Raw genomic sequence first — 25,617 nt, forward strand, 5'->3', positions numbered from 1 at the left:
AAAACACAATATGAATACGCAAACTATAGAACAACAGGGTAAAACAGTACCCTATCCAAAACGCTGGGCAGCACTTTTCTTACTCTGCACGGCACAGTTTATCGTTATTATGGACACCTCCATTATCGGGGTTGCCCTTCCGGCAATAAAGGCCGATTTGGGCTATTCACAATCCAGTCTGCAATGGATTTTCAACGCTTACGTTATCCTATTTGGCGGCTTCCTACTGCTCGGAGGCCGTTTGTCTGATCTCTTTGGTGCGCGTAAGGTCTTTATGTGGGGATTTGGTATTCTTACCGCGGCATCTCTTTTAGCCGGTATCGCCTGGTCCGAACTGCTGTTGAATATTGGTCGTGGACTACAGGGACTGGGCTCTGCGCTAATTGCTCCTGCCGCCCTGACCCTGGTCATGTCCAAATTTACCGATCCAAAAGAGCTCAATCGCGCTTTCGGATTTTGGGGAGCAGCGGCAGCAGCTGGTGGATCTGCCGGAGTATTTCTCGGTGGTGTCATTACCGAATGGCTTTCCTGGCATTGGATATTTCTGATCAATATCCCCGCAGGGCTTATTGTCCTACTGTTCAGCAAGCGACTGTTGTTTAAGGGCAGCACAAAAAAAGGAAAAATCGACCTTGCCGGAGCAATATTGGCCACCGCCGCACTTGTGTTGATGGTATATACCATTGTGTCGGCAGAACATGTTGGTTGGAATTCCGTACAGACGGTTGTATTGCTGGGTATATCGATCCTATTATTCATTGTGTTTATTATGCTGCAAAAGAAGAAAAGCGATCCACTTGTACCTATGGCTATTTTTAAGGTTCCTAATTTATCCGCGGGTAACCTCATGATGTCCCTATTGGCCGCAGCATGGATACCCTTATGGTTTTTTCTTAACCTTTACTTACAGCAGATCCTGCATTATTCAGCTTTTCATAGCGGTCTGGCCCTGTTACCGATGACCATCGCCATTATGATCCTGATGGTTGGTTTTACAGGAAAGCTGGTCGCTCGCTTTGGATTTAAAACCAATATTATAGCTGGACTGATTATCCTTGCGGGCTCCTTATTTCTATTTAGCACGATTCCAGCAGACGGTTCTTTCCTGAAGGATGTATTGCCAGCCTCTCTATTGGGGGCTTTGGGGATGTCCCTGACCTATATTCCGGGAACGATTGCGTCCATGTCTGGCGCCAAACCGGACGAGATGGGTCTGGCTTCAGGATTGGTGAATACAAGTTATCAGGTCGGATCGGCCCTGGGCTTAGCGATTATCGTTGCTGTTTCGGCCGCGAAAACCAATACCTTGAAAATGACTGGCGCCACAGATGCCGATGCATTAAATGCGGGTTTTCAAACAGCATTTTTCGCGGCCGGAATCCTTTGTATCGCAGCAATTTTAATTGTCATTGGTTCGATCAGAACCATCAAGCAATAGCTGAAAAAAATTGCTATTGCTCCTCCGGACTATAACAGGCTTTCGCGACCGAACGAAAAATAAATAATAGCTTTCGGTTGCGGAGGTTTTTGTTTAAATGTGTAGAACAAAAATAAGGTTATTGATGTTGTCATCTTAGGAAAAGAAAAGACCCCGCGTCAGCAGCTTATACCCAACGGAAATGGATCTTCAACGTATAATTTAACTTGATTATTATTAAAATTTAAAAATATGGCAACAGTCAATGTTTATTTAACCTTTAACGGAAATTGTAAGGAAGCCTTTGATTTCTATAAATCTGTATTTGGCGGAGACTTTCCTTTTGTTGGCCGATTCGGAGATATGCCCTCAGGTGATGAAAACCCTATTGCCGACGAGGATAAAGACCGAATTATGCATATCAATCTCCCGATCAGTAAAGAAACGATTTTAATGGGAAGTGATACGACCCGCGAATGGGCCGCGGATTACAAACAGGGAAACAATTTTTCCATTTCTGTAAATGCGGAAAGCAGAACGGAAGCGGACCACATTTTCAGTGGGCTTTCCGCCGGTGGAATGGTAACCATGCCAATGGAAAATACATTCTGGGGTGCATATTTCGGCATGTTTGTCGATCAGTTTGGGATTAGCTGGATGATAAATTATGACGATCCAGCTAAAATGCAGCATCAATAATCTAACGCAATAACCCCATTCATTACACGGATTATTTGTCAAACCAAATGATCCGTTTTTTCTTCCTTATCATCGTAATGTTCGCATATTCTAGAAACCATTGCTATTGAAGCAAATAATCACCATCTTATTGCCTCAACAGATGCTGTTGTATTTTGTTATAAATTTACTTAGTGATGGAATAATAAATAGTGCTATTGTATAACAGATCTTTGTATAGTTAGACATTTAGCCTGGCAGCTATGTTTATCTTGATCATTAAAAAAGCCCGACAAAACAAAAAAGGCAATATCGCCCTGATTATTGTTGCTTCGCGGTTTTATTATTGTCAAACGCGTAAGTTCCGAAAGGATAGGCTACTTGCTTGTCATCCAACAAGGTAAGCTCCGCTATAAAATCACCATTCGTCACATACTTGCTTATTTTAAAATGATACGTTTTAATTTGCGGTAATGCGGTAATTTCGAATGCTGGCTCATTGGGATTTCTGACAGAACTCATTGCATATAGCGAAAACTGTACTTCTTTTTCACCTATTGAAACTCGACTACGTCCAAATGCGTCTTTTGATTCAAAGAAAACGATGGAAACTTCGTTTTTCCTGCTAACTCGGTAAATTCCATTTGTCGTCATGGTACTAAGACCAATGCTTGGAGTATACCGGTTATATGTCATTTGAATACTGTCTTTATCCAAAAAATGTAAATAGACATCATCGGAAAAGATAATCCCGCCACGTTTATTTATTACATGGCTTTTACCGACATACCACACTTCCCCTTTCAGATCTGAGCTATTTACAAACTCATTTGTGTCGGACGTATTTTGTCCACTACACCTAATAAACGGAACAATTGCAAGCAATATTAAGCATTTTTTCATCTCTGGATGATTTGATTTTTCATGCTATTATTATGGTCTTATTTTAAACAACAGGGCCATAACCAAAATAACAGAAAATATTGTGGAAAATACAAACAATATATCGTACAGCCATGATCCCTGCGGATAGAAACTATCGTTAGCCAGAAAAAACTTTTGCTGTTTGGGGTCCTTTGGGTTATAAAACAATAGGCATTCTTTAGCTACATTTTTTTGAGTTGCTCTGTCTAACAATTCAACCCGCATTTCTTCAAAACGTCGCGTCCCAATAATGGGGAAAAATGAATACAACTTTGCTGCTTTATCTATTTTTTGTGAATACGAATGTTCATCGGCAGTAAACTGGTATTCCAAATCGACGTACGCGTATTTATTTTTCCCGCGTTGAATGTCAGCTGTAAGGTTTAGGATAGAAGGCGTTACCGCAATCCAGTTCGGATGCGTGACCATAAACTCTTTCCGCTCCAGATGCGGACTTACGGAAAAGACACTAATCACTATACTATAAACAACGATTAGCAAAATGACCGATGCGGTGAGTTTGCTCATTTGTATTGTTACACGTTTTCCATTGACATCATAGCGAACCTTCTCGCTGCCATCTTGATTGCTTAATTTGCTGACAATTATTTTTGTCAATGGAAAATAGAGCACGGAAGAACATATCAAGGCATAGAGCAGATAACGGTAACTGTTGAATACAAAAACGAATACAACGATGAAGGCGGCAACCACTAACCATTGAATGCATGTCCAAATTATTTTCATCTATATAAATTTTCGAAATAAAAATAAGGGATTCGACAATATCAGTAACCTCCTATTTAAAATCCGTCAACAGAAAATTACGATTCGTTGGACAATTGGAAAGAAACGCTAACACTTATATCATGATTTCTACTACCATTTTCTCCATACTTAAATCTACAATACTGTGTTTCAGCATTCGGTTGTTGGACGATAGATAAATAATATAGATAACGCTAGCCCTCTATTTATAGGAATTCATCTTTCTTGTTTAGAATAATTACTAATAATACTGTACTTTTGTGCCATCATCATACTTTATCGAAAGCAATGGCAAATAAGACGACCAATAAAACCAGTCTAAAAAAAGTATTTCAACAACTACATCTTTATATCGGATTACTTTTTGGCCTCATTTTTTTGACCGTTTGTGTTACAGGTATGCTCCTCAGTTTTGAGAAAGAACTGACGCCTTTGCTATGGCCTAAAGAACAGCGAGTTGTTGTCCTAGACAATCGCTTACCTCTTGATGCGATTGTATCAAAGGCAAGAAATATTTTTCCGAATAAAAGGCTTTTTCGTGTTGAAATTCCCGCCGATCCCTCAAGGAGTTATCGGGTTCAATATGGTTCAAAAAAAGAAAAATATTGGTATGCCTATATCAGCCCCTATACGGGTGAAGTCTTGTCTAAAGGAGCACAGGCGGGGCGTTTTTTTCAGAAAGTATTGGACATCCATCGCTTTCTTTTGATCGACAAAATTGGAGCTACCATTACGGGGATTTCGGCCATTGCGACCTTATTTCTCGCGATAAGCGGGATTTATCTATGGTGGCCCAAAAATAAAAAGCTCCTAAAGCAACGTCTTAAAATTGGCCTATCTGGTTCCACTAAAAGAAAAGTATGGGATTTTCACGCTGTAGGGGGATTCTATGCGACATTCTTCCTCCTTATTTTTACCCTAACTGGTTTAACCTGGAGCTTTGACTGGTACAATAGGCAGTTTTTTAGACTATTTGGAGCAGATACCAAGACGGTAAAAGAAAAAGTAAAAAATCCAACATCTGAAATTCCTGTTGTTTTTTCGCCGCTTGAGACAATGTATCAGCAGATTAACAACCTTTATCCTAATCCGGGAAATATACTAATGACATTTCCGGATCAAGGAAATCTAGCTTTTTCATTGACAAAAGAATCTTTTGCTGGCACACTGTTGCAGATCAATCAGGCCTATTTCGACAGCAGATCTGGAAAGCTGATTAAAAACAACCCCATGAACAAGTTGCCTTTGGCTGAACAAATGCGAAAGATGGTCAAGCCCATCCACGTTGGTTCGGTATTTGGCCTTCCCTCAAAAATTATCGTGTTTCTGGCGGTTAGTCTAGCGGCCAGCCTCCCCATAACCGGTCTTTGGATATGGTTCAACAAGAGCGGTAAAAAGACGACCCCCAGAAAAAAGAGAAGGCTTAAAGGTCAAACTGCACCCCTAAATTTGCCATAGTTCCAGTTCCTTTGATGTAATAGCGTCCTTCATTGGTTGCACCACGTACTTCGGCATGGATGGGATAGTAATCAGCATTGAATAAATTGTTGATGGAGAATGAAAAGGTAAACTTCTGGTATTTGTATCGCGTTTGGAAATCAACAAGATTATAACCGGAAATCGGGTATTTTCCATAATTATATTCTGCCGCAGGAAATACGTCCCGTCCACCCAAATGAAGGTATTGCAAATACACATTCCATTGGTCTGTTAATTTGAAATCTGCATTTAGATTAATCTTGAACGGAGAAATAATGGAGTTGTCCAATTTATCTTTGTAGTTGCCTTCATTCTTCAGATCCTGACGTCCATCCATATAACCAAGCACAGTACCTAATGATAGCCATCGGACGGGTTTTACGTTTCCGACAAATTCCACACCATAAATACGTTGTGGTACTTGGCTCAGTTCGTAATTGCCCGGTGTGGAAGTCTCAGCAAAAGTGGTCCCTTTCTTGGACGTACTATAATACCCTGTCACTTGGTAGTCCCATATATCCATCTTGCCATTTACACCCAGTTCGAAATTATTGACCACAACAGGCTTAGGATCTATTTGGCTCAATGGCACACCATTGCGCAGAATAAGTCCGACATCACCAATGGAATATCCTTGCGAGAAGGAAGCAAAAGGTTGCGCATAACTATACTTATTGTACCGCGTAGCGATATTAAATACAAAGGCATCTGAATTATTATTTTCACCAGCAGTTAGCTTGCCATTTTTGGTCAGATCGCCTACCTTAAATCGGATATTTTCATAACGTACCCCGCCTTTTAAAATCCAGTCAGCACCGATGTTCAATTTACTCTGCAGGTAAAAGGCGATATTGTTCATATTCATATCTGGTGTAACCAGATCATCTTTCATGGTTTTCTGCACAGTATGATCCTTCAAAAAGTCAGCACCGTAGATCAGAGACATATTGGTTGATGTCCCCAGCTGAAAAGGTGTATTAAAATTTAACCTTACTCCTTTGTGGTCAGAATAATTTTGGTTGTAGGTTTCAAACACCGTATTCATATCTTCATAGTATAAGCTTAAATTTGCTGCCGTCTTTCCATATTGACCATCATACTTTAAATGAAATGCCTTGTTATAAGGGGTGCCACCGTTAATGACGGTATCCGAAGGGATACCAATAGCAGGTGACTTGCCAAAATCGCCCTTGGTACCGACATATTTACTATCTTGCAAACTACGATAATAATTGCCCATAAATTCGACACGATGATCGGGGGCTATTTGATAGCCAATTTTGGCAAGGACGTTATAAGAATCTGTCTCACCCAGTCCATAGAATGGACTGGCAACCGCCCCATCGGAGCTCCGAACCACTCCGGTACGCCCAGCTTTACCCTGAATAACATAATCCCATTTGTCTAACTGCCCTGAAAATACCTGCGCAATATTATAGCCATAAGTTTCGCTCGGTTTTACCAGACTCATTGAATTATTGAGATAGGTTGATGAACTCAGTTTTTTACCTCGCTGCGGTTTTTTGGTAATGTAGTTTATCACACCTCCCGCGGCTCCGTTACCATACATCGCTGTAGCACCATTAATAACCTCGATATGATCGATTGCACTGACATCGATCGTCCGCAAGTCACGCCCACCATTACGTAAAGGTGTAGACTGTGGAATACCGTCAATCAATACCAAAAAATTGCGCCCACGAATTTTTGCTATAAAGTTATTTTGGCTTTCTTCACTGGGTGAAATGCTGGGCACCTTCTGCATCAAGATGGATGGTAGGTTATCGTTGATCTGTCGTTGCTGATCGAGCGCCTTACCACCAATATAGGTGATCGATGAGGGTACTTCATCAATATGTTCAGCTAATCGACTTGCTGTAACCACAACCTCATCCAAACTCTGTTGTTCAGCAATCAACGTAAAAGTTTCTAAATCAAGATTATCATCGTGCAATTCAATATCTTGAGATAGCTTACCAAACCCCACGGAGCTTAATGTCAAACGGTATTTACCATATTCAATATCGGCTAATCTGAAGTAACCATCTTTGTCAGACTTGCTGCTCTTTGCACCATGTAGCTGAACATGCACATTTGATAATGCAATACCTTGTGCATTGACCACCTGGCCTAAGATCGAGCCCTTTTGCTGTGTTTTGGGAACCGAATTATATAAAGAAGATTTGCTGCTAAATACCGACCCTGTGGAGACTAATGGGTTTAAGGAAAAAGAACAAGATAATAATGCGATTGTGAGCTTAGAAGGATTAACTTTCATTTCTTGTAGCGGTCTGATAGATGATTATGGTATCGATTAAATTCAAAATAATAACGGTCCAAAGATATCATTATTTTGAATAAATCTAAATACAGGTGCAAGAAAAATAATGACAAGCTATCCATTATTCTACACGCAGCACGGACAATAGGGCCTGTCCGTGCTGCGTGCCTAGCCTTTGTGCACCCCCCCCCCTACTGTGTAACCTGAAAGCTGTTTTGAGCTGCGTCAAGCTTAGTATAGAGCGCTGTTAATAATGGGGATGGTATATTTAGCTTAAAGTAGTTTGTCAAAATCAACTCTAGCTCCTCCTCGCTGGTGATTTCACTGCTTTTCTTGCCACCCTCATTATCACGGATATTAAATTCCTTGTTGAAAAGCGCGTATCGTGCATGCTCATCGACACGGGTGATCATCAGAAATTTATTAAACATCGAACTGGGGCCGGTCGCTACATACCAATTAGCCATATCCAGATCCGATAGTTGAACCTCCTCTAAAGTAAATTTATAAATTGGTAACCACTCATTTTTGAACACATCCAATCGGTAGAAATTATCGTCTAGGCTGATCAGACGAAATAGACCGTTTGGAGTCTCCTGCTCCGAATGAAATAATACTGGTGCTGTTAGTGTCATCGAGCCAAATCCTACATCCACCAGATATTTTTCGCCTCCGATATCGGTCGTCAGCAGCATATGTGTACGGGCGGTTTCCGAGCCATCTTTGCTGCTCCATAAAACTCGCGCCAAATGCATTTTCATGTTGAACCCCAGGGTTTGCAGCACTTCTTTAAATAAAGAATTCTGTTCGTAACAATAGCCACCCCGTTTTTCAGTGACCAGTTTATGGAAAATATCCGCTGTATCTATTGCCGGGACAATGCCTGTAAATGAATCTATGTTTTCAAAAGTAATATGCTTCGGATGTCCCTGCGTAAGCTTTTTTAATGTTTCCAGATCTCCGGAAACACCTTCCGATATAGCTATTCGCTCCAGATAGTTTTTTAATGCTGAGTCTTTCATTGTTTTAGGAAGTTAAATCTCTATTCTCATTTCCAATAAATTGGGCTTAAACCCTGCTTTGCTGTATGCTTTTTTTGCACTTTCATTCTGATCATAAACCTGCAGTCTGACCTCGGAGATATTTTGTTCCTTTGCCCAGCTTGTCAAGGCCTCCAGAATCAATTTATTAATGCCCTGACCGCGATATTCAGGCCTTACATACATAAATCCCAAATGGACATATTTCGCATACTTTTGATAAGGTTTGGCATCCACTATTTTGGCATAGCCTGATCCGACGATCTGATCGCCGATTGCAGCAACCAAAACCTCTGCTTCCGCTGATTTTATTAATTCCAGCAGATCATAATAATGAAATTTTCCTTCTTTTAAGGTTTCGTCATAGGGGCGCTCGGCGGCAACAATGCCCTGTTCAAATTCCAGTAATACATCGATTTCATTCTCCTGTGCTTGTCTGATTTTTATTTCCATTCCTAAGAGCTGTGTTTGTACTAAAGTTTAATTATACCTGTTCTAATTTGGGGTAATAAGCGGTTAACGCAATATACTAAAATCAGTGGTTCAAGGATCGACTTAAATGTCAGGCCGTTGTAAATTGCTGTAAAAGTGCAGAACTTGTTACAGAAGTAAATAGCACAATCGATTGCGTTTAATTCCTTTTCGTAACATGTAAGTTTTTTGATAAATTAATAGTGAACAATTAAAGATAAATTATGAGAAAAATTAAATTCGCGGCGCTGCTCGGTGCTGCACTGATCTGTTTTGTTTCCTGTCAAAAGACTCTTGTTAAATCAGAGGCAGAGGAAAAACTGTCCTTGAGGGCGGCCACCCCAGGTCCCAACGGCTATGAAGTTCCACTAGGTGGCAATGCCTTCGTTACTGCAGCACCCTCCGGCGCAGTTGAAGTCATCAATAGCAATGGCTTAGCCAACTGGACCAATGCCAACAGTATTTTGAGCACCTACGCCAAGTTGCCACAGGGAGGTACATTAAGCGTGAAAATCCGAGCCAAAGTATTGCCCAATGGTGACAGCAGCATTGTTAAGTTGACCATCAACGGTGTGAGTAAGCAGCTGAGCCTCAAGGGCGGCACAGTGAAGGATTATACCGTAGGGAACTATACGATCAATGCTGGCGGTTATGTCAAAATGGACCTGCAAGGTGTTTCCAAAACCGGTGGTTACTTTGCTGATGTTTCCCATCTTATTTTGAGCGGATCAGCGACAACAGGTACCGCAATCTATAGCGACAACAATATCGACAATACCTACTATTGGTCAAGACGTGGACCTTCCTGTCACTTGGGGTACACCGTACCGACCAGCCAACAGGTCTCCTATTATTATAGCGAAATCAATGTCCCTACCGGCGAAGATAAAATCGGTTCCTACTTTATGGCCAATGGATTCGGCCAGGGTTATTTTGGTATGCAGGTCAATTCGGCTACAGAACGCCGTATACTGTTCTCGGTATGGAGTCCTTATAGCACGGACAATCCAGCGGAAATACCCGTTGAAGATCGCATTACACTCAACCGCAAAGGAGCTAACACCACGACTGGCGAGTTTGGTGGCGAAGGTTCAGGTGGACAGAGTTATATGAAATACAGCTGGACAAGCGGCAAGAGCTACAAATTCTTGCTTAAAGGTGAACCTGATGGAAATGGTGCCACCGATTTTACCGCTTGGTTTAATGATCCTTCTATCAACAGCTGGGTATTGGTTGCGAGCTGGAAAAGACCCAAGATATCCACTTATCTGACCAACTTCCACAGCTTCCTTGAAAACTTTAACGCCGATAACGGCTACCTTGGACGCTCCGCAGATTATAAAAATCAATGGGTACGGACAGCATCGGGCACCTGGATGCCGGTGGTTCAGGCCAAATTTACAGTGGATGGAACCTATTCCAGCAACCAGCGCATCGATGCCATGGGTGGCAGCAATGGAAATAGCTTCTTCCTTAAAAATGGTGGTTTTTTCAATACGGTGGTCAGCCCGGGCACTCTGTTTACGGTAACCAATGGGAATGCTGCACCGGCGATAGATCTTACGACACTGCCATAACCACAGTAGTTCCATAATGAGCCATACTGGGCATTAGTCTTAAAAAATGCCTTCGCTCTTTTAATGAAAGCACAAAATAAGGAAGAATAAGATCATCTCTTCTGAATGAATAACCATAAGCGGGTGGTCTATCTTAAGATAGACCACCCGCTTATGGTTATTATTAAAGCTTAATGCTAACACCCAATCCCAATCTAAAACTCGAAGAATGAACAGCATTCAGCTGGCTTGTCGTGCTGGTGCCATCGATCTTAAACAGTTGGTCAGTACCGGTTCTGGTATTTAGGCCTGTATAACCGACCTGTAAAAAAGGAAAAATTGTTTTGGTAACCTGACGTTCTAACCGGAAGTTCGTTTCCCAGCCCAGACCTTTTGCTTTATGGGTAAAGCTAATGGGATGGCTAAAATCCTCCTGGAGGTTCCAATTGGCATTTGCGGAATAACGGGGAAAATATAGGCCGCTGACATCGAGTAGGAAGCTCCAGTGATCAGTATGATAATCAGTCTTTAATCCCAAAATCAGACCATGCCATCGGGGTTTATAGGTACTCTTCAGTTCTTTACCTTCGACAAGTGGCTGCGTGCCATCCAACATATACAAGGTTTGATAGCGACCGAAATAGCCGGTATGTGCTGCGAACGCAAACTTTTCAGTTGTCCTGATCGTGTAAAAAATTTCCGCCCGGATATTGCTTGAATGACCTCGATTGGCCTTAAAATCATAATCTGCAGTTTTTACTGCTCTATTATCGCTTGCATAATCAGCATCATTGACGGTACCTTGGCTGATCCAAAAGTGGTGAAAGGTGACTTCGGCCTGTAAAACCGAGGATAAAGCTATCGTTGAGGAAAGTCCTATCTCAGGCCCCCTGAGTTTTCGCCATTTGAGTTCGGATAATATATTGGGATTTTGTCCATTTTCATCACCCGCAATATTCCAGTCCAATTTTTCCTGGTTCCACCCAATAATAGGAGTTATCGTGAATTTAGGCTTTTTTTCCTGCGCAAAGACTGCAAATGCAAACAAGCTGGAACAAAAGAGGGCAAGATATTTTTTCATACATAAGAAAGATCATACACCCCGATCTACTGGGGTGTATGAAAAGATCAGCTTAATAATTAATTTTTAGGATAGACCTGCGCAATAAAGGACTTGTCCGTTGCGGATAATACTGTATTGTTGCCAACACTAAAACCATTGGTTGTCAATGCGCTGCTGATAGAATAGTGCATAATTGAATTCTTGTCATAGCTGCTGTACTGGGTCTGTGTCGTTGCGTATTTTGCAAACAGATTATTATCGACATCACTTTTACTCCAATAATTTGGATATCCTGCGTAATAGGTATAAACCTTGTCCTTATCCCATGGAATAGCCGCCAGAGGATGCTGATGTTCATGGATCATACCGAGTGCATGACCAAATTCATGGATTACTGTCCGGCTAAATTCGGAATCTGGTGTATTGTCATCAAACCAGCCAAAATTCATGGTTTCCTCATTCGAAGCGATGCGCAATGCGTCAGTACCAATATACGAGTAAGATCCAGCTCCATCGGTAAACGTAACCCTTAACTGTGCGTTACCGCTGGTGACAAAACGAAAGGTAATATTGGCGTACTTGGACCATTCATTGGCATATTGCATTACTTTTTGGCGTACTTTGGTCGAGCCACCATACAGGCGTACGGTAATTACACTACCATTTGTCCATTTTTTTGCGCTGATCACCGCGCCTCTAGGATCTGTACCACCGGGCAAATACACGTCTTTACAGACATGTGCATCTTTAAAGCCAGCTGGTATGTCAGCTTTTGAAACAGGTTTCAGTTCTTCAGAATCTTGTGGGGCTTCTGTACTGTCTGCGTTTTTGTTGCAAGCTACGAGCGTAGCCGATGCGGAAATGATCAATCCAAATAGGATTTTTTTTCTTAATTCCATACGTTCTAATTTTTTAAGCAATCATAATTTAAGTCAGCTTACAACGTGGCCACATGAAAAACTAACAACCAAAAATGTAACAACTGTGTTACATTAAGTCAAATCTAAAAAATATATTTTATTGAAACAATAGTATTTTTGATAAAAAATAAATTAAGTTTAGTTACTGTGTGTTGCTGGAAAGGAAGTTCACTTTTACCAAATAGGTATTTTGGCCCGCACACATGATCTATATTGCTGCAGGATTGCTGTAACACACTTTTAAGAATATGATAGCCTTAAACGTTAAAAATTGGCATAACACATGCTAGAATAGGTATAATACGACGCACATACTAAATTTTAATTGTGTTATAAGCTGTAGAATAGGAAAGATTGCCAACAATCGTTGGCTTTATGAACAAAGATGCTCCCATTGCAGACTATCGTTGATTGGCCAGCAACAATATATTAGTAAGGCAATATTAATAATACTGTAAAAATATTTAATTCATTATACAACAATTTGTTATTTAAAACGTTTTCTAACAATATATAACATTTAAATTATGACTAAATTTAAGAATAACGTAACTTATTATTTTGGTTATGGACTGACCGTACTTCTCCTATCTGCGTCAGTTTTCTCCTGTACAAAGGACAACACGGTTCTTTATCCGGCTGATACAGCTGCAAACTATTTAGAAAATCTCCGCAACTACAAAAAGAGCGATCACCAGATTATGGCGGGTTACTTTCGTACTTGGCGGGACAAAGCAACAGATCCTGCGAACAACAAGACATCTATGAAGGAACTACCAGATAGTTTGGATATTGCCTTTGTCTTTCCGGACTATACACCTGAGACCAATGCTTTTTGGGATTCGTTAAAGACCTCCTATGTACCGCATTTAAGAGCGCGTGGTACCAAAGTGGTGATGACTGCGGATATTGGTGCAGCATTGGATAAGAATTTTCCGAACACTGCAGCAGGTTACGAGGCACTTGCAACCAAAATCATAAATGATAAAATAACAAAGTATGATTTGGATGGTATCGATTTTGATGTCGAACGCTCGCTTAATACTGAAGATTTACAGCGTGCCACAGGTGTTTTTACAGCCCTTTCGAAATCTTTGGGCCCAAAATCTGGTACGGGAAAGTTGTTGATCTATGATACCAATCAAGAGGGCAATACACCGTTATTTACAGCTGTTCATGGCTTACTCGATTACGTATTGGTGCAATCTTATGGTCGTTCGGTAAATGGTTTACAGAGTACTTTTAATTCCTATTCCGGTAAAATCCTTCCCAATCAATATTTGATCGGTTTTTCTTTTTATGAGGAGAATGGTGCAAATTGGGGTGATGTTACCTCGCCTTTGGCAAGCAGCAGAGCATATAGCTATACCAACTGGAATCCTACACAGGGAAAAAAAGCCGGTGTATTTAGTTATGCGATAGATCGCGATGGCGTTCCTTACGGACAAAATCAGATTGTCCCAACCAACTATCCAGTTACGCGACAATTGATATCATTGGTTAATCCCTAAAAAATAACCTATAGCTAATCTGGCAATTTCCGCTTTTGGCGATCTCGCTTAGTTTAATAGCAAAAGGCTGACTTACATTTTTTGCAAGTCAGCCTTTTTTGTATTACTGTCCATTTAACCAATGCAAAGTGAAACGCTACCCTGTCCGTATTTAGAAGAGGAAACTATATTTTAATACCGACTGGGACCCACGTAACGGAATGGTTTGGCGGTTTTCCAGGTTCGCAGTCAAACTGTAACTGGTATATATTTTTTTGTTGAGGATATTATTGATATTGAGTTCCAGGCTATGTTTACTTTTAAGTGGTTTATAGCGGATGGATGCGTCTAGAAAGCCATTGGCGATGGGGTCAAGTCCACTGCTTTTATAACTACCATAACTCCAGGTTCCCTTTATAAAGAGGTAAGCGCCAACGACATAAAGCATTCCCAAGCTATGGGTATTCGATGTGTATCGGTTGGAACTCCGCTCTTCCTCACTTTTTAGTCGATTTAGAAAATTGCTATAGGTATACTGATAAGATAATGTCGTATGAGAGATGCCCTTATATTCAAGTCTTGGGCTCACCGTCATTGTCGTGCCAGTGGCTGCTGCAAATTGACCATTTAAAAATTGATTGTATTTATTTTGATTTGCACTTGCATTGAATCCCAGATAAATTCCTTCTTTCAATAAGGATTTAGACATACCCAATGTCAGGGCATTACTACTTGTCCGATTGTCATAGGACATCAACTTACTGATAATCCCCTGTTGTGTCACATCTTGACCGACTAAATAATCATTTTGTGTTCGCAGATGTGATGCTGTTACATTCAGGTAAAATAAGCTGATTGGCCGTTCGATATTGTAACGCAATACATATGCTTGGCTTGCTGTGAAATACAGTGGTGCAGCGAAACTTTTTATTTCCCTGAAATTGCTCAAAATTGGATTCGGGTAGAGCTGATCTAGATCCGAATTTTCCTGATTGAAACGTAAGGACAATAGGAAATAATCCCTATTGGGGAGATAGGCTTGCATAGATACAGTCGGTGTAAACAACAGTTTCTTCGTCACTGCGGCTGATACTGCTTGGCGGTCCGCAATATCCCAGGCATTCCAGGTTAAAGGAAAGGCTCCCGAAAGGATAAAGTCCTTATTTTTCCAGTCCAGTTTTATGCCAGTTGACATTTGCTGTTGTTTCCAGCGCAGATTGTTGTCGGGAAACCTTTCGTTATCAAATACAGCCCCATCTTTAATCAAGTTTAATGCCGAGTTGAGTTCTTTATCGAGGTAATTCAAACGGGCAAAGTAAGTACGTTTTAAGCGTGTATTATTACGTGTATAGGCCACTTGTATATTACCATTGGTCTGTGGCAAAGAGACCGTTTGTCGAACAGCATCATAGGGCTGATTTTGATTTAAATAATTCGCCATTACGCCTGGCAATACCTCCAGGCGATCTTTATGCCATTTTCGCCCCAGATCCAGATTAAAGGTGATCAGATCCTTGTTTTTTAATTTGGGCGTATACTCCAGCGATTCGGATATAAAATTCAGCTGATCCCGCCCCCATTGGTCATAACGTGCCCCATTATCCAGTAACCAGGTGTGGTGGTTTTGGTTTTCGGCTTTAAAATCGATTGTATTTTTTAAATAATACCGATTATCGTTGCCTTCCAATGTAAAGCTGCCGCGGCCATAAAATGGTTTTTTTGTTGTATTATAATAATTATTGTAAGTGACCTGACTGCCATCGGCCAATAGATATTTTTGCGTGCCATCGCTGCTGAGCCGCTCCCTGTCGGCCCACAGATTGCCATTCACGCTAGAACTCCATGCCTCGGACCACTTATAAAATTGATTGGTATTAAAGGCGACAGATCGATTGTTGTAGTATTTGTTTGTCGGCACAGAGGGCGTTGCCGCTGCGATCGGTTCGGTCAGGTTGAATGAGTTGATGGATTCCACATCATTGTTAATACGCTCACCAATTGAATTATATTGCAGCGTATTGAGGGTTTTATACTTCTTTTTGAAGCTCATGGCATTCCCATTGACAAAACCATCGATCGGTGCGGCAATACCAACAGTAGCTTCACCTGACCAGATCATTTTCGCATCTTCGTTAAGAACAAGATTCAATGCGACATCTTCGGAGTTGCTTACCCCCTGTTTGACTTTTTTATGTTCATGATTTTGGACAAGTTCAACATCTTTTACTGCTTTGGGTTGTATTGTTCTTGTTCCAACGCCATAGCCGTTCTGAAAGATATTGTCCCCATCAACGTACATCCGACTGACGGTCTTGCCATTGTGTTTGATGACGCCGTTGTCGTCGACCTCTATACCAGGCATGCGGCGCAGTACATCGCCGATGTTCCTGTCTTCCGCAGAAACAAAGTTGTTGACTGCATACCGTGTGGTATCACCGGCGCGACGTACCGCCAAGGGTTTGCTCTTGACGGTAACATCTGCCAGCTGAATGGACTTTTTGACCATTTCAAAGTCCATTCTCGGACTTTGGTCTTTATACTCTTTTCGGACTTTCTCATACGAAATATGGCTAACCTCGATCCATTGAACTTTGGACATTTCTTCTTTCGTCAGGTTAAATACATACTGTCCCGCGCTATTGCTTCTGACGGTGTGGAGGCTGCTGTTGGCATAGCCGATGACGATGGTCGCATACGGTATTGCCTGCTTGTTGCTACTGATGGTACCCTCAATTTTGCCCTGAGCAAAAGTAAGTGTGGACACCATGGTCAAGCATAGGCTACAAAAGATTTCTTTCATCAGAATCGTTATTTGATCGTACGTTCTACAGGATTGTTCAACTGAAATTTTTGTTTATTTTTCCCACTTTCTTTCATCAGGGCCTCAGCTTGTTCCTGAGAGATTTCCCGTCCGTCCTCTGTCTTGAACTTTATGGTAGCACCGGCAGGTAATTGCGCCATCATTGCCCCTAGTTTGTCCGCTTTACTATTTTCCATCGCCTTACGATATTTTTCATAGGGAAGTTCGGGCAGTTTGTCAATCTCCATCAGGGGCATCTTGTCGGTGACCTTATCCAATCCGGCATAACGAAAACGAACTTCATTGGTCAAATCTTTGGCCTCAAGAATAGCACCGGGCAAGCCATTCAGCTTCCAGGGCCCCACCGGAAATGGGATTTCTTCGGTAAACCAGGCTTCATAGGTACGGCCTCCGAATTGTCCTGTCGCCTTGATGCAGGCATAACCCCCGATATCCCGCTTTTCTTCAGTGATGGCCCACTCTATTTTATAGTTCTTGTTGGGATACACCTTATACAATTGGCCGAGCATGGTCACTAAACAAGGACGCTCCCCTGTTCCGAAAGGTGTATACAGATTGACCAGTCCATCAGACTGATCAACAGCATCCATACTGATATGAAGTGCTCCCTGCTCCTTATTTTTTTCCATGGGTGCCATGGAATAGAAGGCGTTTCCGTTACCGATATACAGGTACATGGAACGTGTAATAGGGGCCTCCTTTTTTGTGCTATCAGCGATATGTTCAAAATCATACTTAATAAACATATTCACTTGATTGTCTTGAGCAAATAGCCCTTGGACGAAGAGAAAAAGACCGATAATAGCGGTCAGCGAAAACTTTGTTGTGTTCATTTTTATTACTTTTATATTGTCAGTGAATCAAAAGTAGAATGGAAGTGTGGCTCCCATTTCTATTGCTTTGTTAAATACTGTTAACCGGAAACGGAATTGTTAACTACTGTTAAGTAATGTTATGAACTGTTAGCAAATCCCTCTTTTTCGTGGATTTTAGCTAGCATTGTAGCTGAGAATTTTATTATGACTACACATAGGAAAACACGCGTTATCATTGCCTTACTAATCGCTAGCACGATAGCTGTTATTGTCATGCAGGTGTTTTGGCTGTCTAATGCCTTTCGTATCAATCAGCAAAAGGAGAAGATCATGATACAAGGAGCCATCAAAGATGCCGTAGATGTCGTTCGTCTCAAAACATACTTCGGTATTGATAGCTCCCTCTCCAAAGAACAATCGTCCATTCTGCGTGCTATGGGTGGTATACTTGACCAAGTCTCCAATAATGAACTGAAAGGCGTTCAGATTCATCGGCAGATTACAAAAGATTCAACGACGAAGAAAAGCTGTGATACCTGTACAAACGCCTCAAAAAAGACGACCCATGAATTTCGGATGGATATCGCTGAAAGTGCCAAGGATGTCGAAAAAAAGCTGGTCGATTCGATCTTACGGGCAAACTATACGAGCAAAGGCCCGAAACATGTAAAAGTCACCACGCATAGGGTTCAGGATACCTTCGTTCAACTTTCTTCAGGGGGTAACAAAGGGATATATACCGCATTGGTAGATACTGTACAAGTAAAAATGAAGGGGCAACCATCAAAGTCTATCGCCGCACGCCATTCCAGAGGCTCTGCTGTCAAGGTTTATGCAAACGAAACCGAATTTACACAAAAAGACGTCGATACGCTTGCCATTGGCAGATTGCTGGACTCATTGGTAGGCGCCAATTTTGATGAATTACAACTGAAAAATCAATTTAAGGTTTCCTTTGCTACCCTTGCAGATAGCGCAAAGCAACCCTTGGATTCCGTCGCTCACTACTTCTTAGTAAGAGGTACCATCAGCCCTATCTACAGCGCAGTGATTACCGTAAAACCGGATCTATTCACAAGCTTAGATGGCATGAAATGGCTACTCTTCGTCTCAATACTTATCTTGGGTATGCTATTTTATACTGCGCTTGCCCTTATTAATTCCTTCAATCGCGAAAAGCAAATGACCGAGATTAAGAATGATTTTATCTCCAATATGACCCACGAGTTTAAAACACCTATCGCCACAGCAAGTCTGGCGGTAGAGTTGATGAGCAAGTTTGGGATAAAGGACAATCCCGAAAAACTGGATGAATATCTCAATATCTGCGGTGCCGAACTCAAGCGTGTGTCGAGTATGATTGAAACCGTGCTTCGGTTGGCACAGGATAATCCCTATATGCTAAAAAAGGAATCGACAGATCTCAGCCAAATGTTGCATGATTTTCAGCGTCAGACAAAGTCCAAACTTGATGAAACGAAAGGAACGTTGACAATAACAATCACTGACGATTTTCCGAATATCGAAGTGGACAAGACACATTTGGAAAATATTCTCTATAATCTGCTCGATAATAGCTTGAAATATAGCCGGCAAGTGCCTGCTATTCAAATTAGTGTCAGCCTGGAGAAACAACACTTTCGGTTATCCTTTAGTGACAACGGCATGGGAATACCAAGGGATTACCTCGACCGGGTATTTGATCAATTCTTTCGGGTGCCCATGGGCAATGTACATGCAACCAAAGGTTTTGGCTTAGGCTTATCCTATGTAAAAAAAATCGTGCAGCTCCATGGCGGCACCATTCAGGTGGAGAGTCAATTAGACAAGGGGACGACATTTGTCCTTTATATTCCAGTTAAATCTTAATTCCTTTGTTATCATCCTTATGAATAAAATAAAAGTATTATTGGCCGAAGATGAACCCATGATGGGTAAGCTGATCAAGGAAGCCTTAGAGCTCCGTGACTTTGAAGTCGTTTGGGCGATAGATGGTCTCAAAGCGTTTTCCTCCTTCTGTGTTGCACGGCCAGACATCTGTATATTTGATGTGATGATGCCCTACAAGGATGGGTTTACATTGGCGCAAGAAGTACGTGGGCTGGCCAGCGAAGTTCCGATTATATTTCTAACGGCAAAATCGACGATTCAGGATCTGGCCACCGGCTTTGAGGTCGGGGCCAACGATTATATCAAAAAGCCATTCAGCATGGAAGAATTGATTATTCGTATGCATGCGTTGCTCCATAGGCGCTCTGCCACGAAACAATCCCCTAGTAGCCTGACTGAAGAATATGTCATTGGCAAATTTCATTTTAGCTTCAGGAATCTACAGCTCAGCATGGGCGATAAACAGCAGATCCTTTCTTATAAGGAAGCCCAATTACTAAAACTACTGGTTGACCATCGGGATGCTGTACTTGACCGTAAGGTGGCGCTAGACTACGTCTGGGGTGATGATAGCTATTTCAATAGCCGTAGCATGGATGTTTTTATCAGTAAACTGCGCAAGTTTTTGGAAAGAGATCCCGCGATTAAGATTGTCAATATCCGCGGCAAGGGGTTTAAGCTGGTTGTTGGTTGACCTGTCTGTTGAGCTTAATTTTTACTATTAGGTATCCATTCTTTATTAAATCGCTTTGCCTGTAGTCCCATATAACCTAGATTGATGGTCAATACATCCTCGCCTTTGTTGCCGCTATTGTAGTTATCCAAGATAAGACAAAAGGAAATAAGCAAGTCAATATCAGCGTTTTCGTTGCTCGTGATTCGATAGGTATCTCCTTCCAGCCAGGTAATCAGATCCTTTTGCCACCAGGCGATCTGATCATGGTCTTTATAAATGGAACACTTCCTGCCCCGATGGCGATAGATGTCGTATATTGCATCCTTTGTTGCACATTGGAAGTGTGATCTAAAATAAGAGACTGTTTTAAAAGAATAAATTAGGGTTTCAGAAAATGAAATAACATATTTGGCCTTGATCCATTGGAGACATTTAACAATCCTTATTTTAAGCCTGTTATTGTCTGCATCCATCACCAGTATTTCAGGTTTGAGCTGGAGTGGTTGTTTCGAAACGACATAGGTTAATACATGGTTTATGAAAACCTTGTATTTGTCGCCAAGTGAAAGCTTCTTTTGATGAATATCTATAATCATAGCGAATGAAAAAGTCTTGTTTAGTGAAACACAAAAATGATAAGTGCAAAATCTCAACCCTGACCCTAGAACTTTTATTTACACTACAGCGCTGGACATGCGTATATTTTTTCAATATCCGAGGCCCGGAGGAGTTCTTTTAATCGATACCTAGTATCGCTGTTATCAATAGAAACATTCTTTGGGTAACCCGTTTTCCCATTTTCTGCCTGCATAACTAAATGGTTATCCGTATAGTATTGCTGGATTTTATCCAGATCCTCCCTATTCGTTTCATTATTGTGATAACGCCGCATCTCCTCTGAAAAAATCAATAAGCCGTTTTCAAAATAGTAGGCATACCTCCAGGAACTTGCTGCCCGATCATCATCCCCCACACCGATATCTGTAATTTTTTTTACCGTATTATTTTCGCTGTAAATAACAATAGAAGCCTTTATGACGCCGCATTTGTTGCTGTAGGGATAGGACTTTGTTTTGAGTTTCAGCGCATCGATCCGCTTTACCTTGTTGTTTATCCTTTCGCTATTGTCAACTCTTGTTTGTGCTGAACTGTTTAATATGCTGTCCAATATTCTTACTTCTTGATCAAAACGTTGCCGCCAGTCGCTACCAAACTGTTTTTCCAGCAGCTCGAAGTATTTTTCATTGTGCTGCTCGTACCGTTGCTTTTCGCCCGGTATAATTTCGCAGCCACCTTCGATGCGTTCATAGCGGATATCCCATTTTTTGATGGTACTGTCCAATGCGCTGTAATATCCTTCCGGAGGCAGCTCACCCTGCCGATAGTCTATCCATTTTAAGCTGCTGTCTGCGTCTTTTCCTGCCGTGGTATTATTACGGGCGGTTTGTGTTCCATCGCAGGAGAGGAAAAGTAAAAACAACAGGCAGAAGTAGTATCCTATTTTCATATGATTTTCAAAACTGTATAGTCCGATAAATCTGTTCCTAAAATCCGTGGTTTTATACGCCACATCATGGTTCTGTTTCGGGGATTTCCTTCAGCCAGATCTTTTCTCAAAAAGGAATATAGGTATAGATGGTTTTTGGGAAATACAAGTTCATCATCTTGAACGATAGGATTTTCGTTTAGATCTTCCGCCATTTTTTTGACCAAATTTAGTGGGCAGCTAGAAAAGATTGGGGTCTGTTTAAAATGAAGTTGCCCTGCCCTATTATCAGCAAAGATTTCGGTCAATTGTTCGTCTTCAAATTCCAATGTCAATCCGGTTGTCATGCGATGTTGCATCAGGACAATACCCCGTTGATCATTTGCATTTGTTGCTTCTAGCGCTTCCATAACAGTTTTCAACTCGGCTTCGGTAATAAAGTCTTTTAGTAAGTTGTAGGTATCCAAGACATGATCTTTCATGTCTGCGGGATTGTGTTCTGAGGTAACTTTGCCTAAAACTTCATCAAAGGCAGCAACTTGTAGTCTGCTCATCCGAAAAGTCACTTTTCCTAATCCTACAGCGGGCAACAATTCCCAATGACTATTGTCAGTTTTTTCTTTCATGTTTGGATCAACTATCAATACGTTCTAAATCTCATTATTATCCTGCTGAAAGCCCTTGATCTCCTTATGCTGACTTTTTCGTGTTTCAAAGGCGACAAATTCTTCACAGGCATTTTGGATAACTTCGGGCAGAGGGGCCTCATTTTTGCGCCAGCTAATTTTCTTTATTGGCCAGTCGCAGCTTTCGTTATAAGATTTATGCGCTTTCAGCTTTTCATTGGTCAGCCTAAAATCGTTGCACCAATAGGCATGGCCCAGCCTGAAATTCGTATAGAAATCGTCCAGGCTGTCAAATAGCGTATGGGTATAACCTGATGTTTTTAATATATTGTTCCAGGCCGTTTCTTCGCTGATCAATCCGGCCATAAATGAGGTTCGGGATAATTCAATGACCCGGTTTAGGTCAAATCCCCAGAGCAATTGTGGTGCTCTGTTATCCTTTCGTTCCCAACAGCTCTCGACATAGGCCTCGGGTAATTGTGTGAGGGCCGCTACCCTGCGTTGCATATTTTGTCTGGCCTCCGCTGGCATCAATGCCCTATCGGCGGCGAAAAGCTGGCTGTGCATGCCGTTAAAAAGCCGGTCAATGGTTTCATGATAGGACTGCGCCGACAGTACCCCCCAGCTTTGGTCATTGCCCGTGAGCCGCTCCTCTTTGCTTGTCACTATAAAAGTCCTGAAATCCTTCACTGCCGCCCCCCTGGCTTCACAAGGCCAGTACTCCAGGGTTTCGATCCACTCACCATGCTGATAACCATCTGGTACATCCAATTGCAAAGCTTCCCGTTTCTCCTGCGGGAGCCAGTCGGCACCATACAGTTGGTAATACCGCTTTTGCTCCTTGATTCGTTTACGGGTCATTTTCCGAACTAAAAAACTGCCGAGTAAAGCTCCCAATGCTAATGCAAGCACAATGCTGGTATAGTACATCCAGGACTGTACCTTATTTATTTCCCGCAGCCTGTCCAGCACGGCATAGGTAATCACGACCACCACAGCAGCGAGTACAAAAGCTGCCCATCCTGAAAGAGTAGCATTACCATCCTGCGGATTATACTTGGGGCGGGCGTCCTTTTCGCCCGGTTGATTCTGGATAAATTCTTGCATATCTGTTGTTTCAAACGTTTGCCTATCGCGTTAAAAAATAAGTTTGTGTGTAAGTGGTGCCTTCCGAACTTGCGGTATTTCTAAAAGTCAGCTTGTTAGCCGTTAGTTCAACGATTGTTTGTTCGTTCTCCCACAACAGGAGTTTATTATTTGCTTTCACTTCGTAAGGCAACTCATCCTCACCCTCGGCATTTGTTTTTACGCGACCATTGGCGGAGAAATCGAAGTAAACGTTTTTAGGATCATTGTTAATGACTTCAGGTGGTTCATTCCCTGTTTTTGTTTCCTCTATAAATTCCACTAGGTTCCAACGTCCCAGAATTTTCTGCCGCATGACCTGTACGATTTTATCTTCCTCACTGCCTCCCTCCTGATCCGGATTGTCTTTTTTACAGGCGGTACCTAGTGTCAGAATGGCAATTATGAGGAATATTGTTGCTGAAAATTTATTGGTTTTCATCGACTTGCTATTTTCTTAACGTAATTGTGGTTGTATATGTTATATTATCTTCTTGTTCAATACTGCGCATAATGAAACTCGTCTCGGTCAGTTCTATGATCGTATAGGTGCCGCCGTCAATATCAATTTCAGCACCATTCAGTTTGTAGTCATCCTGTCTTTCATCGGAACTATTGATGACATAATATATTATGCCATCCTGACGAAAATCAATATAGTCCCCCGTTTCTCCTGGCTTTGTTTTTACCTTGGGGGGATTTGGAGGTTCAAGCATTTCTGTAGCCTGCGAGACAAAGGTCCATTTTCCCAATATCCTTTCCGATATAGGCTTATCGGATATTTGGTCTTTTTTACAGCCCACCATACTGAAGGTGAGGATCAAAACGAGAAGATTAAAAATTGTCTTTTTCATCGGTCTATAATTTATTTTCTATTTACTCCACATGATATTTTAAAGAGAGGTAATAGTACCTATCGTCCTTTGGCTGGTAATAAGCGCTGTCCTCCACTTCATCATTGGTGGTGGAATAATCGACAACAGCTTGCAGTGGTCCCAGTTTTTTACCGATGGCGGTAGCTACTTTTTCTGCACGTGTTTTTCCATCGGCAAAAGCAGCTGCGATCACCTTTGAAAAATCTTTCACGGGCAGATAGTTCACCTTTCGGGCAGTAATAGATTGTGTACCGTTTTTATCCACCATGAGGTTACTCAGCTTGATGATATCAGCAGGATCCCTTGTTTCAAAACTGAACTGGCTACCTAGGGCGCTGTACTGTGTAAGTGCAAAGGCCAGTTTATCTTCTTTAAACCGGGAGACATCAAGACCCGCAGTTTTAACCTTTTCAAAAAAAGCTTTTTTTACATCTTCAAAAGGTTTTTTTTCTTCGAGATAAGCAAGCTCCTCGGTAATGACGATGTCCATGGTATACGACTTAATGGTTCTTTCAATTTTTGCCATACCTCTTACTTCTATAAAAGGCTTTTCTGTATTTTGTCCGTAAACGCTGTAAGCGCTTACAATGGAAAACAGGAATACGAGGATATTTTTCATGACATTTTTTATTAAAACTTAGTGTAGAAAGCTGAATTTTCTCTCAAAAAAACTTCCGATCAGCGGTACCGGTTTCGTGACTTCATTCGATGCATTGATAATACCCAAGACCAACAGGATCAGGGGAGCAAGCGTGAGTAAAGAAAAGATACCAGACAAGGTCGGTATGACGGTGACCAGGATTCCGGTGATGACCGAAATGATGATACTAAAAATAAATACACCCAGGCTTTGCTCCAGATGATAGCTTACGTAGGCATCTTTTTCGGTCCGGTTTTTATAAGAGAAATATGCGATCAGCCAGCCAACGATGGTGATGTAAGATACGATTGCAGTGGTTTTGTTGTCCATAAGATAAAATTTAAAATGAGTTCTTTAGATGAGGTTCTTTTTTATACAAAGGTGCTATCGAATGCCTACATTGTCCAAGAATAAAGCCTCTACAAAGTATCTACAAGTGAAAAAGAATAGCTCTATAAAACGTCTACAGCGCTGTCTCGTCTATTTTTCAACCCTGTAGACAATGGGGATCAGCTGCATATTATGGATTAAGTTGTATTTTTATGAACAAAGAATTTTGAAAATTACTATTCCATA

General features: G+C 41.5%; 24 protein-coding genes. 7 read left to right on the forward strand and 17 right to left on the reverse strand.

Annotation, left to right across the window (positions count from 1 at the left end; all coding sequences use genetic code 11):
- Nucleotides 1-10 precede the first annotated feature (10 nt).
- On the forward strand, nt 11-1,438 hold the full coding sequence (locus tag M2408_RS11565; RefSeq protein ID WP_259181919.1) for an MFS transporter: 1,428 nt from the start codon (nt 11-13) through the stop codon (nt 1,436-1,438).
- A 231-nt stretch (nt 1,439-1,669) separates the two neighbouring features.
- Nucleotides 1,670-2,116, forward strand: coding sequence for a VOC family protein (locus M2408_RS11570; RefSeq protein ID WP_259181920.1), 447 nt, complete (start codon nt 1,670-1,672; stop codon nt 2,114-2,116).
- Between the two features lie 300 nt (nt 2,117-2,416).
- Here the strand turns inward: M2408_RS11570 and M2408_RS11575 are convergent, their stop codons facing one another.
- Nucleotides 2,417-2,998, reverse strand: coding sequence for a hypothetical protein (locus M2408_RS11575; RefSeq protein WP_259181922.1), 582 nt, complete (start codon nt 2,996-2,998; stop codon nt 2,417-2,419).
- A gap of 30 nt (nt 2,999-3,028) precedes the next feature.
- Nucleotides 3,029-3,766: a hypothetical protein gene (locus tag M2408_RS11580; RefSeq protein WP_259181925.1), complete on the reverse strand. Its 738-nt coding sequence runs from the start codon at nt 3,764-3,766 to the stop codon at nt 3,029-3,031.
- Between the two features lie 309 nt (nt 3,767-4,075).
- Here M2408_RS11580 and M2408_RS11585 point away from each other — a divergent pair, with 309 nt between their 5' ends.
- Nucleotides 4,076-5,245: a PepSY domain-containing protein gene (locus tag M2408_RS11585; protein ID WP_259181927.1), complete on the forward strand. Its 1,170-nt coding sequence runs from the start codon at nt 4,076-4,078 to the stop codon at nt 5,243-5,245.
- On the opposite strand, the gene M2408_RS11590 is transcribed toward M2408_RS11585, so the two are convergent.
- The 3 genes from M2408_RS11590 to M2408_RS11600 all read right to left on the reverse strand — a co-directional run bounded on the left by M2408_RS11590 (nt 5,211) and on the right by M2408_RS11600 (nt 9,040).
- A complete protein-coding gene (locus M2408_RS11590; RefSeq protein ID WP_259181929.1) occupies nt 5,211-7,544 on the reverse strand; it encodes a TonB-dependent receptor in 2,334 nt (777 codons plus the stop codon). The two genes, M2408_RS11585 and M2408_RS11590, sit on opposite strands and share 35 nt — an antisense overlap.
- Before the next feature lie 194 nt (nt 7,545-7,738).
- Nucleotides 7,739-8,569: an arylamine N-acetyltransferase gene (locus M2408_RS11595; protein ID WP_259181931.1), complete on the reverse strand. Its 831-nt coding sequence runs from the start codon at nt 8,567-8,569 to the stop codon at nt 7,739-7,741.
- A 12-nt stretch (nt 8,570-8,581) separates the two neighbouring features.
- The gene (locus M2408_RS11600) at nt 8,582-9,040 is read right to left on the reverse strand and encodes a GNAT family N-acetyltransferase (RefSeq protein ID WP_259181933.1); all 459 of its coding nucleotides are present in this window, start codon (nt 9,038-9,040) and stop codon (nt 8,582-8,584) included.
- Nucleotides 9,041-9,282: 242 nt separating this feature from the next.
- Between M2408_RS11600 and M2408_RS11605 the strand changes: the two genes are divergently transcribed.
- Nucleotides 9,283-10,635, forward strand: a complete 1,353-nt coding sequence (locus M2408_RS11605) for a DUF3472 domain-containing protein (RefSeq protein ID WP_259181934.1) — start codon at nt 9,283-9,285, stop codon at nt 10,633-10,635.
- 163 nt (nt 10,636-10,798) lie between these two features.
- On the opposite strand, the gene M2408_RS11610 is transcribed toward M2408_RS11605, so the two are convergent.
- Together M2408_RS11610 and M2408_RS11615 are read right to left on the reverse strand one after the other, a co-directional pair.
- Complete coding sequence (locus M2408_RS11610; protein WP_259181935.1) at nt 10,799-11,695, reverse strand: hypothetical protein; 897 nt, start codon at nt 11,693-11,695, stop codon at nt 10,799-10,801.
- 59 nt (nt 11,696-11,754) lie between these two features.
- Nucleotides 11,755-12,576, reverse strand: a complete 822-nt coding sequence (locus tag M2408_RS11615) for a M12 family metallopeptidase (protein ID WP_120257547.1) — start codon at nt 12,574-12,576, stop codon at nt 11,755-11,757.
- A gap of 548 nt (nt 12,577-13,124) precedes the next feature.
- Here M2408_RS11615 and M2408_RS11620 point away from each other — a divergent pair.
- On the forward strand, nt 13,125-14,108 hold the full coding sequence (locus M2408_RS11620) for a glycoside hydrolase family 18 (protein WP_259181939.1): 984 nt from the start codon (nt 13,125-13,127) through the stop codon (nt 14,106-14,108).
- 151 nt (nt 14,109-14,259) lie between these two features.
- On the opposite strand, the gene M2408_RS11625 is transcribed toward M2408_RS11620, so the two are convergent.
- Entirely contained in the window at nt 14,260-16,887 is a 2,628-nt protein-coding gene (locus tag M2408_RS11625) for a hypothetical protein (RefSeq protein WP_259181940.1), read from the reverse strand.
- A gap of 8 nt (nt 16,888-16,895) precedes the next feature.
- A complete protein-coding gene (locus tag M2408_RS11630; protein ID WP_259181943.1) occupies nt 16,896-17,741 on the reverse strand; it encodes a GLPGLI family protein in 846 nt (281 codons plus the stop codon).
- A gap of 186 nt (nt 17,742-17,927) precedes the next feature.
- On the opposite strand from M2408_RS11630, the gene M2408_RS11635 reads away from it, so the two are divergent.
- Both M2408_RS11635 and M2408_RS11640 read left to right on the forward strand, forming a co-directional pair.
- A complete protein-coding gene (locus M2408_RS11635; protein ID WP_259181944.1) occupies nt 17,928-19,592 on the forward strand; it encodes a sensor histidine kinase KdpD in 1,665 nt (554 codons plus the stop codon).
- Between the two features lie 19 nt (nt 19,593-19,611).
- Nucleotides 19,612-20,307: a response regulator transcription factor gene (locus M2408_RS11640; RefSeq protein WP_259181945.1), complete on the forward strand. Its 696-nt coding sequence runs from the start codon at nt 19,612-19,614 to the stop codon at nt 20,305-20,307.
- Nucleotides 20,308-20,321: 14 nt separating this feature from the next.
- Here the strand turns inward: M2408_RS11640 and M2408_RS11645 are convergent, their stop codons facing one another.
- The 8 genes from M2408_RS11645 to M2408_RS11680 form a co-directional block, all read right to left on the reverse strand.
- Nucleotides 20,322-20,885: a hypothetical protein gene (locus tag M2408_RS11645; RefSeq protein ID WP_259181946.1), complete on the reverse strand. Its 564-nt coding sequence runs from the start codon at nt 20,883-20,885 to the stop codon at nt 20,322-20,324.
- 83 nt (nt 20,886-20,968) lie between these two features.
- Nucleotides 20,969-21,796, reverse strand: coding sequence for a hypothetical protein (locus tag M2408_RS11650; RefSeq protein ID WP_259181947.1), 828 nt, complete (start codon nt 21,794-21,796; stop codon nt 20,969-20,971).
- A complete protein-coding gene (locus M2408_RS11655) occupies nt 21,793-22,401 on the reverse strand; it encodes a hypothetical protein (protein ID WP_259181948.1) in 609 nt (202 codons plus the stop codon). The genes M2408_RS11650 and M2408_RS11655 overlap by 4 nt, the downstream gene beginning before the upstream one ends.
- Nucleotides 22,402-22,425: 24 nt before the next feature.
- On the reverse strand, nt 22,426-23,508 hold the full coding sequence (locus M2408_RS11660) for a DUF1266 domain-containing protein (RefSeq protein ID WP_259181950.1): 1,083 nt from the start codon (nt 23,506-23,508) through the stop codon (nt 22,426-22,428).
- A gap of 22 nt (nt 23,509-23,530) precedes the next feature.
- Nucleotides 23,531-23,968 carry a hypothetical protein gene (locus M2408_RS11665; RefSeq protein WP_259181951.1) on the reverse strand — a complete coding sequence of 146 codons (438 nt, stop codon included), beginning with the start codon at nt 23,966-23,968 and terminating at the stop codon, nt 23,531-23,533.
- A 7-nt stretch (nt 23,969-23,975) separates the two neighbouring features.
- Nucleotides 23,976-24,380, reverse strand: a complete 405-nt coding sequence (locus M2408_RS11670) for a hypothetical protein (RefSeq protein WP_259181953.1) — start codon at nt 24,378-24,380, stop codon at nt 23,976-23,978.
- 22 nt (nt 24,381-24,402) lie between these two features.
- Nucleotides 24,403-25,020: an SIMPL domain-containing protein gene (locus M2408_RS11675; protein ID WP_259181955.1), complete on the reverse strand. Its 618-nt coding sequence runs from the start codon at nt 25,018-25,020 to the stop codon at nt 24,403-24,405.
- Nucleotides 25,021-25,038: 18 nt separating this feature from the next.
- Nucleotides 25,039-25,371 carry a DUF4870 domain-containing protein gene (locus M2408_RS11680; protein ID WP_259181957.1) on the reverse strand — a complete coding sequence of 111 codons (333 nt, stop codon included), beginning with the start codon at nt 25,369-25,371 and terminating at the stop codon, nt 25,039-25,041.
- Nucleotides 25,372-25,617 lie beyond the last annotated feature (246 nt).

Origin of the sequence: Sphingobacterium sp. BIGb0165 (genome assembly GCF_024810095.1) — a bacterium.
Lineage (GTDB): Bacteria > Bacteroidota > Bacteroidia > Sphingobacteriales > Sphingobacteriaceae > Sphingobacterium > Sphingobacterium detergens.